The organism is Streptomyces sp. NPDC007189, assembly GCF_040703635.1.
Lineage (GTDB): Bacteria > Actinomycetota > Actinomycetes > Streptomycetales > Streptomycetaceae > Streptomyces.
The window spans coordinates 197,894-212,127 of the sequence record NZ_JBEYEY010000010.1 but is presented as its reverse complement, the minus strand read 5'-3'; the positions used below and the strand labels follow the sequence as shown (position 1 = coordinate 212,127).

13 protein-coding genes and 1 pseudogene are annotated in these 14,234 nt (G+C 72.2%); 4 read left to right on the top strand and 10 right to left on the bottom strand.

All coding sequences use genetic code 11. From position 1 onward, the window contains the following. Positions 1-147: 147 nt before the first annotated feature. The 5 genes from AB0950_RS21915 to AB0950_RS21895 form a co-directional block, all read right to left on the bottom strand. Positions 148-1,599, bottom strand: coding sequence for a WGR domain-containing protein (locus AB0950_RS21915; RefSeq protein ID WP_366779248.1), 1,452 nt, complete (start codon positions 1,597-1,599; stop codon positions 148-150). A gap of 194 nt (positions 1,600-1,793) precedes the next feature. Continuing rightward, positions 1,794-2,483: a DUF6882 domain-containing protein gene (locus tag AB0950_RS21910; protein ID WP_366779247.1), complete on the bottom strand. Its 690-nt coding sequence runs from the start codon at positions 2,481-2,483 to the stop codon at positions 1,794-1,796. A gap of 96 nt (positions 2,484-2,579) precedes the next feature. Further along, positions 2,580-3,548 (bottom strand): threo-3-hydroxy-L-aspartate ammonia-lyase, encoded by a 969-nt coding sequence (locus tag AB0950_RS21905; RefSeq protein ID WP_360156117.1) that lies wholly within the window; start codon positions 3,546-3,548, stop codon positions 2,580-2,582. 185 nt (positions 3,549-3,733) lie between these two features. Then, entirely contained in the window at positions 3,734-4,720 is a 987-nt protein-coding gene (locus AB0950_RS21900; protein WP_360572930.1) for an aldo/keto reductase, read from the bottom strand. Between the two features lie 345 nt (positions 4,721-5,065). Continuing rightward, the gene (locus AB0950_RS21895; RefSeq protein WP_360156123.1) at positions 5,066-5,770 is read right to left on the bottom strand and encodes an SDR family oxidoreductase; all 705 of its coding nucleotides are present in this window, start codon (positions 5,768-5,770) and stop codon (positions 5,066-5,068) included. 552 nt (positions 5,771-6,322) lie between these two features. Between AB0950_RS21895 and AB0950_RS21890 the strand changes: the two genes are divergently transcribed. Together AB0950_RS21890 and AB0950_RS21885 are read left to right on the top strand one after the other, a co-directional pair. Continuing rightward, the gene (locus AB0950_RS21890; protein WP_366779246.1) at positions 6,323-7,123 is read left to right on the top strand and encodes an SAM-dependent methyltransferase; all 801 of its coding nucleotides are present in this window, start codon (positions 6,323-6,325) and stop codon (positions 7,121-7,123) included. 187 nt (positions 7,124-7,310) lie between these two features. Further along, the gene (locus AB0950_RS21885) at positions 7,311-8,789 is read left to right on the top strand and encodes a glutamate--cysteine ligase (protein WP_360572934.1); all 1,479 of its coding nucleotides are present in this window, start codon (positions 7,311-7,313) and stop codon (positions 8,787-8,789) included. An 88-nt stretch (positions 8,790-8,877) separates the two neighbouring features. On the opposite strand, the gene AB0950_RS21880 is transcribed toward AB0950_RS21885, so the two are convergent. Then, the gene (locus tag AB0950_RS21880) at positions 8,878-9,264 is read right to left on the bottom strand and encodes a helix-turn-helix domain-containing protein (RefSeq protein ID WP_360156131.1); all 387 of its coding nucleotides are present in this window, start codon (positions 9,262-9,264) and stop codon (positions 8,878-8,880) included. 98 nt (positions 9,265-9,362) lie between these two features. Between AB0950_RS21880 and AB0950_RS21875 the strand changes: the two genes are divergently transcribed. Beyond that, on the top strand, positions 9,363-10,013 hold the full coding sequence (locus tag AB0950_RS21875) for an NAD(P)H-dependent oxidoreductase (protein ID WP_360156134.1): 651 nt from the start codon (positions 9,363-9,365) through the stop codon (positions 10,011-10,013). A 234-nt stretch (positions 10,014-10,247) separates the two neighbouring features. Beyond that, the gene (locus tag AB0950_RS21870; RefSeq protein WP_366779245.1) at positions 10,248-11,036 is read left to right on the top strand and encodes a thioesterase family protein; all 789 of its coding nucleotides are present in this window, start codon (positions 10,248-10,250) and stop codon (positions 11,034-11,036) included. Between the two features lie 27 nt (positions 11,037-11,063). Here the strand turns inward: AB0950_RS21870 and AB0950_RS21865 are convergent. The 4 genes and pseudogenes from AB0950_RS21865 to AB0950_RS21850 form a co-directional block, all read right to left on the bottom strand. Beyond that, positions 11,064-11,587 (bottom strand): annotated as a pseudogene (locus AB0950_RS21865) (hypothetical protein). A gap of 5 nt (positions 11,588-11,592) precedes the next feature. Continuing rightward, positions 11,593-12,525, bottom strand: coding sequence for an EamA family transporter (locus AB0950_RS21860; RefSeq protein ID WP_360156143.1), 933 nt, complete (start codon positions 12,523-12,525; stop codon positions 11,593-11,595). 122 nt (positions 12,526-12,647) lie between these two features. Beyond that, positions 12,648-13,409: a cache domain-containing protein gene (locus AB0950_RS21855; RefSeq protein ID WP_366779244.1), complete on the bottom strand. Its 762-nt coding sequence runs from the start codon at positions 13,407-13,409 to the stop codon at positions 12,648-12,650. Positions 13,410-13,447: 38 nt separating this feature from the next. Next, a complete protein-coding gene (locus AB0950_RS21850) occupies positions 13,448-14,188 on the bottom strand; it encodes a GntR family transcriptional regulator (RefSeq protein ID WP_366779243.1) in 741 nt (246 codons plus the stop codon). Positions 14,189-14,234: the final 46 nt, after the last annotated feature.

Below are 14,234 nucleotides of genomic sequence, written 5' to 3'. Positions count from 1 at the left end.
GACCCGAAGTGTCACAGCAGGCGGCGGACGCGACGCCCGTCCGACCCTGAACCCAGGGCCGATAGGGCGACCCGAAGTGTCACAGCAGGCGGCGGACGCGACGCCCGTCCGACCCTGAACCCAGGGCCGATAGGGCGACCCGAAGTGTCACAGCAGGCGGCGGATGTCGCCGCGGACGCGGTAGAAGCCGCCCGCCGCGGGGTGCAGGGCGTCCACGACGTAGCGGGCGCCCGGGTGCCGTATCGTGCGCGGGAACTGGACGTTCCAGGAGGTGTCGTAGCCCTCGGACACCACATGCACCCGGAGCCGGCCGCCCTCCTGCACGCACTCGACCACCACGGCTCCGGCGGGAGCCTGGGCGACCGTGGCCACCTCGGCGACGGCGGTGGCGGGGGCGTACGTGGGCAGGGCGGCGGCCAGCTTGACGTCCCGGGCCACCGGCACCGTGCCCTGCTGGGCGGCGGCGATGGCCGTCTCGCTCGCGTCGACGCACACCAGCGAGCCGTCGGTGGTGACCAGGTACAGCCGCTCGTCGCGGTACTGCATGGACAGCGCCGAGCCGCCGCCCGTGCCGAGCTTCCACAGGCGCGTGCCGTCCTGGTCGAAGCAGTAGACGGAGGAGGCGGCGTCGCCCGCGAACACGAACCTCCCGCGTGGGGACGTGGCACACGAGTACACGGCGCTGTCGCAGGCGTACGTGGCCTCGATGGCGCCCGTCGTCTTCGACAGCCGCTGGACCACGCGGTGCCCGGTGCCCGCGTAGACGGCGTCCTCCTCCTGCCAGCCGAACAGCACGCTGCCCTTGGTGGCGGTGTGCCACAACTCGCCGCCGCCGTCGGGGGCGTAGGCGGTGACGCCCCGTTGGTGGCCGTGGTAGACGGCGCGGTCGTCGGCGCGGACCATCCAGGCGTGCTCGCCCTGGCTGCGGCGGGACCACTGGTGTTCGTCCTCGTGGTCGATGACGGTGAGCCGGCCGGCGCGGTCCGAGACGTGCAGGATGCCCTCGTGGATGTCCAGCCAGAAGATGTCGACGTCGGCGGCGATGTCGTACGCGGCGAACGGGAGCTTGGAGGACAGGTCGTAGACCTTGCCGTCGTCGCAGCCCGCGTAGATCCAGAAGTCGTCGGCGACCAGGCACTTCACGCCGTCCGGCAGGCTGAACCGGGCGAGGACGGCGCCGTCGTGGCCGAGGGTGTAGACATCGCCCGCCTGGTTGCCCACCCAGCAGTGCTCGTCGTCGACATGGATGCCGAAGGCGGCGGAGCCGGTGCGGAAGCGCCACAGCACGGGCGCCACAGCGCGCGCGGTGGAGGGGGCGGAACTGACCTGACGCCGTGTCACCGGGCGTGGGGCGCGCTGCCCCTGGACGGCCGGGGCGTATCCCTTGCGGACCTTCTCGCCCACCTTCCTCGCGGCGGCCGCCCTGGCCTTCTCGGCGGTGGGAAAGGTCGTGGTCTGGGTCTGCCCTGCGGCGCCGATCCTGCCGTACCGCACCGTCACCACCGTGCCGTCGACGGTCACTTCGTAGAACTTGTGGGCGCCCCCACCCTCCTGCGACAGCTCCAGATACGTCGTCGACACCGCGGACGCCGTGGTCATGGCACACCCCTCCCCGGGACGGACCCGCGGCCGTTCCAGCAGGTCCTCACTGATCAAACCGTAGGGGCGAGCACTGACAACGGGCCCTGACCAGCGGCTTCAGCACACCGTGGCATCGACATGCGGGCACGGGAACGGGGCCGTCGTGCGAGCACGCAGCCGGTTTCCCGCACCGGCCGCTGCTCGCACGGTGGTCAGGGCAGCACCTTCACGCCGACCCCCGAGATCCGGCCGAGATCGTCGAAGTCGACCTCGGCCGCGCTGCCGTCGGGCAGTTCGGCGACGATCCGGCTGGGCTCGCTGTGCCAGGGCAGGCCGTGGTGGTCGCAGTAGCCGGCCACGACGTGCCGGGCCGAGCAGCCGATCAGGCCGGCTCCGGTGAGCAGGGTCCGGGGCAGCGTGACGGGGTCGACGCCGGAGCGCGGGACCTGGGCGTCGACGGGGAGGAAGTAGACCCGGGTGTCGCCTCCCGCCGGCACGCCGATGTAGCCCGGGGCACCGGCCACCCCCATGCCGGTGAAGGCGAGCATCTCCGCCGCTCTGCGGGCATCGGGGAAACCGGACAGGTGCAGGACCTCCTCGGTCAGCTCGGCGATGCCGGCGGCCCGTCCGTGGCGCTCGATCGCGCCGGTCGCGGCCACCACCTCGGTGCCTCGCAGACCGGGGTTGGCCCAGCCCCACATCCAGGACTGCTCGGCCGCGTCATAGGTGCCCAGCACCGCCACGCGCAGCGTCAACTCCCCTTGCCGGTAAAGGCAGGACGGCAGATCGGCGTTCCAGGGTCCGTCGGGCAGGAACGCGTTCAGGGCCTCCAACTGCGCGGCGCCCCACGCGGCGTGCCGCTCTGCCTCGAGCAGGAAGGCGTTGCTGAACTCACTCATCATGCGCCGACACTATGGGATGCCGGAGGTGTCCCATGGCCCGGCCCATGGTCCTCGGCACGGCACGACCGGCACACGGGTGCGGTGTCGTACCGCCCTTCACCGACCGAGGAGTTCGGCGAACCTGCGCGCATCGATGTTGCCCCCGGAGGCGATGATGCCGACGCGGGGCGGGAGGGGGTCGACGCGGCCGGCCAGGAGGGCGGCGAGGCCGGTGGCGCCGCTGGGCTCCAGGACGATCTTCAGCCGTTCGAAGGCGAAGCGCATGGCGGTGACGATCTCCGCGTCGCTGACGAGGGCGATGGCGTCGACCAGGCGCCGGTTGATCTCGAAGGTGATCTCACCGGGCGTGGGCACGGCCTGCCCGTCGGCGATGGTCCGGGGCACGGGTACGGTGACGCGGGCACCGCTCTCCAGAGAGCGCTTTGTGTCGTCCCCTTCCTCCGGCTCCACACCGATGACCCGGATACCGGGGTGCAGGGCCTTGGCCGCGGTGGCGCTGCCGGCGATCAGTCCGCCGCCTCCCACGGGGACGATCAGGGCGTCGAGCGGGCCGGTCCCGTCGAGGAGTTCGAGGGTCGCGGTGCCCTGTCCGGCGATGACGTGCGGGTGGTCGTAGGGCGGGATGAGGGCCAGGCCGCGGTCCTCGGCCAGTGCCGTACCGAGCGCGGTACGGTCCTCGGCGTAGCGGTCGTAGGTCACGATCTCGGCGCCGTATCCGGCGGTCGCCTCCCGTTTGAGCCGTGGGGCGTCCTCGGGCATCAGGATGACGGCGCTGGTGCCGAGTTCGCGGGCGGCCAGGGCGGTGGCCTGGGCGTGGTTGCCGGAGGAGTAGGCGGCGATGCCCTTGGCGAGGCGGTCCGGGGGGAGTTGGGCCGCCGCGTTGTAGGCGCCGCGGAACTTGAAGGCGCCGACGCGCTGGAAGTTCTCGCACTTGACGAACACCTCGGCGCCGACGAGGGCGTTCAGGGTGCGCGAGGTGACGACCGGGGTGCGGTGGACGACCCCTTCCAGGCGTGCGGCGGCCGCACGGACGTCGTCGAATGTTACGGGCAGAGCGGCGGCCATGACGGGCTCCTCTTCCCTTCCTGCGGTCCGTGTATCGAGCGTCGCAGACACGGCTTGGACGGATTTTCCAATCCTGGACAGGAACTCTATGAACAGCGGCGCCCGTCTGTCCAGGGAAGGTCACGCCCGTCTGTCCAGGAAAGGACAGACGGGCGCGGTTGATCCTTCGAGAGCGTGCGGCCTGCTCAGTGGCCGCTGATCCCCCTGGCCGTGTACGGCTCCTCGAGTTCCCCGGTCTCCTCCTCGGTGAGGTGGAGGTCGAGCGCGGCGAGCGCGTCCTCGATGTGATGGGGCTTGGTGGCGCCGACGATGGGCGCCGTGACGCCGGAGCGGGAGGCGACCCAGGCCAGGGCCACCTGGGCGCGCGGGACACCGCGGCGCTCGGCGATCGCGGCGACGGCGTCGACGATCCGCTTGTCGTCCGGCTGGTACAGGGTGCGGCCATAGGCGTCCGTCTCGCCGCGGACGCTGGTGGCGTCCCAGTCGCGGGTGAGCCGGCCCCGGGCGAGCGGGCTCCACGGGAGCACACCGACGCCCTGGTCGGCGCAGAGCGGCAGCATCTCCCGCTCCTCCTCGCGGTAGAGCAGGTTGTAGTGGTTCTGCATGGACACGAACTTGGTCCAGCCGTGCCGCTCGGCCGTGTGCTGCAGCTTGGCGAACTGCCAGGCGTACATCGAACTCGCCCCGATGTAGCGGGCCTTGCCGGCCCTGACGACGTCGTGCAGCGCCTCCATCGTCTCCTCGACCGGGGTGTGCGGGTCGAAGCGGTGGATCTGGTAGAGGTCGACGTAGTCGGTGCCGAGGCGGCGCAGGCTGTGGTCGATCTCCGTCATGATCGCCTTGCGGGACAGCCCCGACCGGTTGGGGCGGTCGCTGCGCGCCGCGCCGTCCGCCACCGCGAAGAAGACCTTCGTGGCGATCACGACGTCCTCGCGCCGGGCCATCTCCCCGAGCGCCCTGCCGACGATCTCCTCGCTGGTGCCGGCGGAGTAGCTGTTGGCGGTGTCGAAGAAGGTGATTCCCGCGTCCAGGGCCTGGCGGATGAGCGGGCGGGCGGCCTCCTCGTCCAGGGTCCACGGGTGCGGGCCCCGGTCGGGGACGCCGTAGCTCATGCAGCCCAGCGCCAGCCGGGAGACCTCCAGACCGCTCGTGCCGAGCTTGACGTAGTCCATGGTTCGGTTCCCCTCGTCTCGGTCAACGTGATCTTGATCGTACGGGAGCGGCACGGACGGATGCCCTCGGTCACCGGGCCTTGGCCAGGGCGACGAGGTCGGCGAACAGGCCACCCGCGTGCGCCCACGGCGGCCGAGCGTTCGACGCGGCGGAAGCGCGGGGCCCGGCTTCGTCCAAAAACGCATGCGTTCGAATCGCCCGCGTCTGCGCAGGGCTTCCGTGAGGGACGGCGGTGGCCGAAACGCCGGTGGTCGTGACGGCTGTGACCGGTGGGTTTCGCCTGCCGGCGCGGCCGTGAGCAGGTGAGCGCCCGGCTCGTGATCGGGTACGGCCCGAAGGGTGCCCTAGTCGGCCAGCTGCGGGTACAGGTCCGCCAGGTCTCCCGAGAGCTTTGCCTTCACGTCGCGGGTGAGGTCGTCCGCCAGCACCTCGTGCGCCCCGGCTTCCACCCCGTCCAGTGCCAGCACGGCGACGTCACGGGCGGCCGACTTGGGGGCGTCGATGCCGGAGACCATGTCGGTGTCGATGTAGCCGACGTGCAGTCCGGTGACGTCGATGCCGCGTGAACGCAGTTCGAGGCGCAGGGTGTTGGTCTGCGACCACAGCGCGGCCTTGGTGGCGCTGTAGGAACCGGCGACACCGATCCAGGAGAGCACGGAGTGGACGTTGAGGAGGTGTCCGCCGCCGTTGCGCGCCACGACCGGGGCGAAGGCACGGGTGACCAGCAGCGGGCCGAAGAAGTTGACCTCGAACTCACGCCGTACGTCGTCGAGGGGGGCTTCGAGGAACGAGTGCGCGCCGACGGAGACGCCGGCGTTGTTGATCACGATGGTGACGTCCTGGGCCTGCGCGGCCACGGCCTCGACCGACGCGGGATCGGTGACCTCCAGGGCGAGCGGCACCGCGTCGGGGTGGGTCACGGTGCGCGGATCACGGGCCGTGGCGTACACCTTCGCGGCGCCGCGCGCGTACAACTCCTCCACCAGCGCCTTGCCGAGGCCGCGGCTGCCGCCGGTGACCAGTGCGACGGAGTCCTTGATCGAGGTCATGTGCATCTCCAGACAGGCGGGAAACCGATCGGTTTCCAACGACTCCTCCGTACGGTAAACCGATCGGTTTCGCAGCGCAAGCTCGCTGGGAGCGCGGGCGCGAGATCCACCTGGGGGGGAGGGCCGGTCACCGTCGATCATCCGGCGCATGCCCAGTGAGAAGGCCGGGCCCGGCCTCACCGGGCGGGAAGGGCGGGAAGGGCGGGGAACGACCCGAGCGCATGGATTCACCGTTCCCCGCCCCCGGCGCGTCGGCCCGCCTCGTCACGGACACGGAGGGACGACCCGGCGACCGGTCGGACGAAGCATCGACTCACCGATCTTGTTCCGACCATCCGACGCCGACGGCGCGCAGTCCACCGGAGCCGGTCCGGCCGGGTGACGGAACGACGCCAGGCATGCCAGAACGGGCCGTTCGGGTGGCGCCCGGCCGGGCGTCGTCGCCCTCGCAAGGGCCCGGAACTCGTGACGCACACCCGGTAGTTGATATGGGAAGCTTTGGCCAACCGTCTGCGGGACCGAGGCCGTGACGGTCGTGGAGAGGAGTTCAGCGTGACTCAGGACGGCGGCCAGGCCGTGCACATCGACACCAGCAAGCCGCATCCCGCACGGATCTACGACTACCTCCTGGGCGGCAAGGACAACTACGAGGTGGACCAGGTGGCGGCCGACCAACTGGCCGCGGCGGCGCCCGAGGTGTGGATCTCCGTGCGGGCCAACCGCGCGTTCCTGCAGCGTGCGGTCCGGTACGTGATCGGCAGCGGTGTCCGTCAGGTCCTGGACGTCGGTACCGGGCTGCCCACCTCCCCGAACGTGCACGAGGTCGCCCAGGAGCTGGCGCCGGATGTGCGCGTCGCCTACGTCGACAACGACCCGATCGTGAAGGCGCACGGCGACGCGCTGCTCAACCGGGCCGGCACGACCAGCATCGTCCTGGCGGACCTGCGCGAGCCGCAGTCCATCGTCGACCACCCCGAGGTGCGCCGGGTCATCGACTTCGGCCGGCCGGTCGCCCTGTTCCTCGTCGCCGTCCTCCACTTCCTCCGCGACGCGGACGAGCCCGGGCGCGTCGTGGCCACCCTGCGCGACGCGCTTCCGCCCGGCAGCTTCCTGGTGCTCTCCCACGCCACCGGTGACTTCGCCGACGACCGCAGCGAGGCCGAGGCCGTCTACGACAACGCGTCCGCCAGCATGAACCTGCGCTCCCGCGACCAGGTCGAACGCTTCTTCGACGGCTTCGAGCTGGTGGAGCCGGGGCTGGTCCAGGTTCCGTTCTGGCGCCCGGACACCACGCCCCCGGCGGGTTCCGAGGAGATCGGCTTCTACGGCGCAGTGGGCCGCAAGACGGGCTGATCCGGCTCTCCGGCACAGGCCTCGGCGCGCGGGTTTTCACCGGCCCTCCACTCAATGTGCTCGGCGCTGCCGCCCCCGAGCCGGAGGGGCGCGCGGCCCGCGCCGACGCGGGCCGCGCCTGGTGGGGGTCGCGGGTTGGTGCGACGCTGGTGGGGAGGGCTGTGCCGAGGGGCATCCTGGAGGGCCCATGGGACGCGACGTCCCGGCGCTCGTCTTCACCCGCGAGGACCGCCGCCGGTACCGGATCAAGATGCAGGCGTGCCTGGACGCGCTGGCGCAGATGCTGCGCGAGTCACGGTTCGAGTCCGAGCGGCCGCAGGTCGGTCTGGAGATCGAGCTGAACCTGGTCGGCGCCGACGCCGAGCCGGCGATGCGCAACACCGAGGCGCTGAAGGCGATCTCCGACCCCGCCTGGTCCACGGAACTGGGCCGGTTCAACCTGGAGATCAACGTGCCGCCCAGGCGGCTGACGGCGGGCGGACCCGACGCGTGGGAGTCGGAGATCCGCGCCGCGCTCAACCACGCCGACGAGCGGGCCAGGTCGATCGGCACCCGGCTGATCATGATCGGTATCCTGCCCACCCTGCGCCAGGCGGACATCGGCGGGGAGACCCTGTCGGAGAACCCGCGCTACCAGCTCCTCAACGACCAGATCTTCGCGGCCCGCGGCGAGGACCTGCGCATCGAGGTGGACGGCGTGGACCGGCTGCGCACCTACGCGGACACCATCACCCCGGAGGCGGCCTGCACCAGCACCCAGTTCCATCTCCAGGTGTCCCCGGAGGAGTTCGCGCCCTACTGGAACGCGGCACAGGCCATCGCCGGCGTCCAGGTGGCGCTGGCGGCCAACGCGCCGTTCCTGTTCGGCAAGGAGCTGTGGCACGAGACCCGTATCCCGCTGTTCGAACAGGCCACGGACACCCGCCCCGAGGAGATCAAGGTGCAGGGCGTACGGCCCCGGGTGTGGTTCGGCGAGCGGTGGATCACCAGCGTCTTCGACCTGTTCGAGGAGAACCTGCGGTATTTCCCCGCCCTCCTGCCGCTGTGCGACGAGCAGGACCCGAGGGAGACGCTGGACCGCGGCGACATCCCCGAACTCGGTGAGCTGACGCTGCACAACGGCACGATCTACCGCTGGAACCGCCCGGTGTACGCCGTCTCGCACGACGTCCCGCACATCCGGGTGGAGAACCGGGTGCTGCCCGCCGGCCCGACCGTCGCCGACACCCTCGCCAACGGCGCGTTCTACTACGGCCTGACCCGGGCGCTGGTGGAGGAGGACCGGCCGGTGTGGTCGCGGATGTCGTTCGCGGCCGCCGAGGACAATCTGCACACCGCCGCCCGGCACGGCATCGACGCCCTGCTGTACTGGCCGGGGACGGGCGAGGTGCCCGCGTCCGAACTGGTCCTGCGCAGGCTGCTGCCGCTCGCGCACCGGGGTCTTGAGCGCTCCGGCATGGACGACGCGTGGCGGGAGCCGCTGCTCGGCATCATCGAGCAGCGCTGTGTGGCGGCACGCAACGGCGCCCTGTGGCAGAAGGAGATGTTCCACCGCCTCGACGCCACCACGCACGCCGGGCGCCACGAATCCCTGCGGCAGATGACCCAGTTGTACATCGACTACATGCACCTCAACGCGCCGGTCCACACCTGGCCGGTGGACTGACCCGGCTCGCCCGCGCCCGACTGGCGGTTCCCACGCGCGGCCGAAGACTCGCGGTTCCCGCCGAACTCTCCTCGCCCGGGTCCTACCCCTAAGACCCCGCCGCCCGCTCGCGCTCCGCGCCGGGACACGGCGGAGCGTCCGGAAGGTGGGCCTTCGCCCATGAGGCCAGTTCCCGCAGCGCCGGCTCCAGGGCTGCCCCCGCCTCGGTCAGCCGGTAGGACACGCGCAGCGGCGGCCCCTCGTCGACCTCGCGGAGCACGAGTCCGGCCGCGCCGAGTTCCGCGAGCCGGTCGGACAGCATGCGCTCACTGATGCCCGGAATGGCCCGGCGCAGGTCGGCGAAGTGTGCGGGCTGCTCCACCAGGACGGCCACGATCGGCCCGCTCCAGCGCTTCCCGAGCAGCTGGAAGACCCGGGTGATGCCCTCGTCCACCCGTTTGCACGCCGCCCCGTCGTGGGTCACGTCCGCCGTCATGTGAGCAGGGTACTACTTCGCCGTAGGGGGATGAAAAAAAGTAAGTCCCTGTGTTAAAGATAGTCGGGTACCAAACCTCAGCCATCCTTGGAGTCTCCATGGCAACCCTGCTGCACATCGACTCGTCCGTGTTCCCGGCCGAGGCCTCGGCCTCGCGTGCCGTGACGGAGGCCTTCCGCACGCACTGGCAGGAGCAGCACCCCGCGGGGACGGTCGTCTACCGCGATCTCGCGGCGCAGCCCGTCCCGCACATCACGGCCGCCGCACACACCGCCGGCTTCGCCGACCCCGCCTCGCACACGCCGGAGCAGGCCACGGCCTTCGCCGAGCGCGTCAAGCTGATAGAAGAGCTGGAGCAGGCCGACGCCGTGCTGATCGGCGCCCCGATGTACAACTTCTCGATCCCCTCGACCCTCAAGGCCTGGCTGGACAACGTGGTCCTCATCGGCCGCACCGCGGGCGAGACCCAGTCCGCCAAGGGCACCCCGGTGACCGTCGTCGCCAGCCGGGGCGGGGCGTACGGGCCGGGCACCCCGCGCGAGGGGTACGAGTACGTACAGACCTACCTCAAGGCCGTACTCGGCGACGCCCTCGCCCTGGACGTCGACTTCATCGTCCCGGAGCTGACCATGGCCCCGCAGAACCCGGCGATGGCCGAGCTGGTCCCGCTGTACCAGGCCTCCCGTGACCGCGCGTTCGAGGAGGCCGCCGAGAAGGCCAAGCAGCTCGCCGCGCGCCTCGCGGCCTGAGTCGACCCGTTCCGGCCCGGGCGCCGCCTCGGCGCGGTGCCCGGGCAGCGGCACGTCTGCGGGTGCCGGCCACGCCGGTCGGCGGGCATCCCGCGACGGTGCGCCTCAATACCGGTGTAGCACCGCCGAAGCCCTGCCCCGATGACCCGATGACCCGTCCATCGTTTGCGGATGTACCGTACAACGACCTGCGCGTCACCCCGAGCGCTCGGACACCGTGAGGAGAGGCACCCGTTGGCCGCCAGCTACTTCGAGCGCATAGACCGGCATCGCTACAAGCCCACCCCGCACGCGAGCGGCGCGTGGGACACCGACGAGATGCACTTCAGCCCGCTCGGCGGACTCGTGGTCCACGCGATCGACCAGTACCGCGCCGAGCGCCCGCCGAGCGGACTGCTGCTGTCCAGGATCAGCTTCGACATCCTCGGGCGGATCGCCCTGGACGAGTGCGAGATCCAGGTGGAGTCGATCCGGCCCGGCCGCACCATCGAGCTGCTCGAAGCGGTCGTACGCATCGCGGACCGGCCGGTGGTCCGGGCCCGGGCCTGGCTGCTCACCGCGGTGGACACCGGCGCCGTGGCCGGCGGCGCCGACGCGCGCCTCGCGCCGCCGGACGGGCTCGCCGGTCAGTCGCTGGGCGCCGTCTGGCCCGGCGGTCACTGCGCGTCCGTCGAGGTACGCCCGGTCACCCCCTCCCAGCCGGGCCGGGCCACGGTCTGGATCTCCACGGACCTCGACCTCGTCGCCGGCGAACCGAGCAGCTCCCTCGCCTCCTACGTCGCCCTCGTCGACACCGCCAACGGCATCGCCGTGCGCCGGTCGCCGACCGAGTGGATGTTCCCCAACGTCGACCTCACGATCCATCTGCACCGGCAGCCGCAGGGCCGCTGGCTCGGCCTGGACACCGCGGTCACCTTCGGCCCGACCGGGCAGGGCCTCACCAGCAGCGTGCTCCACGACGTCCACGGCCCGGTCGGCCAGGCCGAACAGCTCCTCACGGTGCGCCCACTGCCCGGCCGGTGACCTTCGCCGCGCATCGCCGGACGCCTGTCAGGGATCGATGTTCCATCGCTCGGGAAGGTCGGCGTCGCAGAACACGCAGACGAAATGGCCGTCCCGGACGATGTTGTGCTGCCCGCACGTGAGACACCGTCGGAAGATCACCTCATGGGTGAAGCGTCCGGGATGGCCGAGCCCGGCGCGGTCCAGGGCCCCGGCCACCGGCGGCCATGACCGACGTCCGGGCAGTAGCCCGTCGACTGGTTGCTCACCTCCCGCACTACCCAGCGCCCGGCGTCCTCGCGAAAGCTGATCTCTCCCGCACTCAGCACCGGCTCCCCGCCCGCGCAGGCGACGTGTTCGGACCGGCGCGGCGCCAGCCGCAGGACGCCGTCCACGCGGACGACGAAGGTGAACGGTTCGGCCAGCTCTTCGCGGGACCTGCCCGCGGCCCAGTCCGCGAACTCGCCCGCCGTACGGACGTCGGCGCCGCTGCCTCCCGGCCGGATCCCGGCCTTCACGTCCTCGGGACCGACATACCGATAACTCCGCCCGCTCCGCCCCGACGCGTTCATGCGAGTCACCGTGCGCCCCGCACTCGGTGATCACCGGCGTCCTGCGCCCCGGCGGCACCCTCACCGCGCGTCGCCCCGACCGAGGCCAGCCCCACCGCCGCAATCCCCGCCCACTGGGGCACCGCGAGGTGCTGGCCGAGGAAGAGCAGGCCTATGAGCGCGCCGATCGCCGGTTCCAGGCTCGTCAGCACGCCGAACACGCGCGGGGTGAGGCGGCGCAGTGCCTCCAGTTGGCAGGTGTACGGCACGACACTGGAGAGCACGGCGACCGCCGCGGCCACGGCAAGCGTGGCGGGATCCAGAAGTCGGGTGCCCGCCTGGGCGATGCCGTACGGAAGGCTGAGCAGCGCTCCCCAGGTCACGGCCAGCGCGAGGCCGCCGCCGTCCGGGCCGCGTTCGGCCAGTCGCTTGCCGGTCAGGATGTAGCCGCCCCAGCAGCATCCGGCGCCGGCGGCGCAGACGACGCCGGCCGCGTCCAGGGCCGTACCGGTGCCGCCGAGCAGGAGGACGCCGGTGGCGGCGAGGCCTGCCCACACCAGGTCGGGGGCGCGGCGGGAGCCGCACAGGGCGATGGCGAAGGGGCCGAGCAACTCCAGGGTGGTGGCGGCGCCCAAGGGCAGCCGGGCGACCGCCTCGTAGTACGCCAGATGGTGCGCGGCGAGCAGGGTTCCGGCGGCCGCGGCGATCCCGAGCGTGGTCCGGTCGCCGCGGATCCGGGGCCGCCACAGCGCGGTGAGGACGAGCGCGGCGACGGCCAGCCGCAGGGTCACCACGCCGGCCGGTCCCACCACAGGGTAGAGGCCGGTCGCCAGCGCGGCGCCGCCCTGCAGGCCGAGGATCCCGCCGAGGACGAGCCCGGGGGCCGGTACGGCGCCGAGTCCCCGGCCGACGGCGAGTGCGGCGCGGGCACGAGGGGTCAGGCACTGGCTGATGGTCATCGGCTCCCGGTACGACGTTCCTCGCACCCTAGGGCGACGGCCCGTCGGTGATCAACGGTGGGCGCATGGCCGGGCGCTCGGCGCCGCCCTGCACTGCGCCGGCCGCCTTGGAGGACTCGCGTTCAGGCGAGGACCAGCACCAGCGGCACCCCCCGGCACGGCACCAGGCGCATGCCGTCGTGTGTGCCGGGGCGGGCGGTGCTGAGGAGTTCGCCGAAGTCCGGGCCCCTGGTGAGGGAGCCGGCCAGGTGGGCGGGGTCGGCGGAGGCGGCGACCCGGCCGCGGGCGTTGACGAGGCGGGCGGGGCGGGGCAGGCGCCGCAGGAGAGGCAGGACGGCGGTCTCGAAGTGCCGCAGGTAGACGTCGGCGGCGGCCACTCCGGCGAACCGGCCCTGGATCAGGACGGGTTCGGACAGCGTGAGGCTGTACTCGTCGGAGCAGAGGTAGTCGACGTACGGTCCGGCCACCGCCCGGCGCCCGGTGTCGCGGGGCAGCGCGAACCAGTCCCAGTGCGTGTAGTCGGAGTACGCCGACTGGCCGGGATCGAGGTCGAGGAGGAGCGGGCGCACATCGCCGTCGGCGCCGGACTGCCACCACTCCAGCCAGGCGGGTACGTCGGTCAGCAGGCCGGGGGCCGCGACGAAGCCGACACCGGAGACGAGTTCCTCGCGGGTCAGGTGAACGTGCAGTCCGGGGCGGAGCGCGGCGAGGTCGGCGCTGGCCGGCCGCCGGCCCTCGGCGGACACCCGGCCGAGCAGGGCCTCGGTCCGGGCGCGGGTGGCGGCGACCGTGTCGAAGACGGCCTCCAGCGCACCGCCGACCTGTGCGGCCACCCACATCTCCGTGTCCGGGTCGACAGTGGCGAGCCCGGGGCTCCAGCCCATCGTGTCCTCCAGCGGACGGGGCACCTGACGCGGCGCGTTCAGAGGGTGAGCCGTACGGCGACGAGCCGCGCCGTCGACTCCCTGACGCACCGCTCGGCCAGCGTGCCGGCCGTTTCGTGGGCCCCATCTTGCACGGCGGAGATTACGGAGCGGTGACGCTCCGCAACTTCTTCACGATATGCGTCGTCGGCCAGGACCAGGCACAGCAGAGCGCCGATCTCGCTCTGCAGGGCGACCTGTTCGCGGGTGAGCCGGGCGGACTGGGCGGCCGCCGCGAGTTCCACGTGGAAGCGGCCGTACAGCCGGCTGCGTGTCGCCGCGTCCTCGGCCCGGCTCAACTCCCCTGCCGTCCGGCGGAGTTGGGAAAGGTCCTCGGGTTCGGTGCGCTGTGCGGCGAGCCGCGCGGCGGCGCCGGACAGGGCGGCCCAGTGATCGCCGAGGTCGCGCAGCTCCTCGGTGCTCCAGCCGCGCAGCCGTGCCTTGAGCCGGTCGTCGGCGGGGACTTCGGGCAGGGAGACGAAGCTGCCGCCGCCGCGGCCCCGGCGGGTGGTGACCAGGCCCTGTTGCCGCAGGGCCATGAGCGCCTCGCGCAGGGTGACGGTGGAGACGCCGAGCTGTCCGGCCAGCTCGGTCTCGCCGGGCAGCTGCTCGCCGTCGGCGAGGAGGCCCAGCTCGATGGCGTCGCCGATGCGGCGGACGACCGCGTCCACGCGGGCCCGGTTGTCCACCGGGCTGAAGACGGCCCGGCGGGCGCCGCCCTCGATCTCGTGCTGCCTCACGGCCATCACCTCGTGCATTGACTCAAGCTTTACCCTGGGGGCCCCT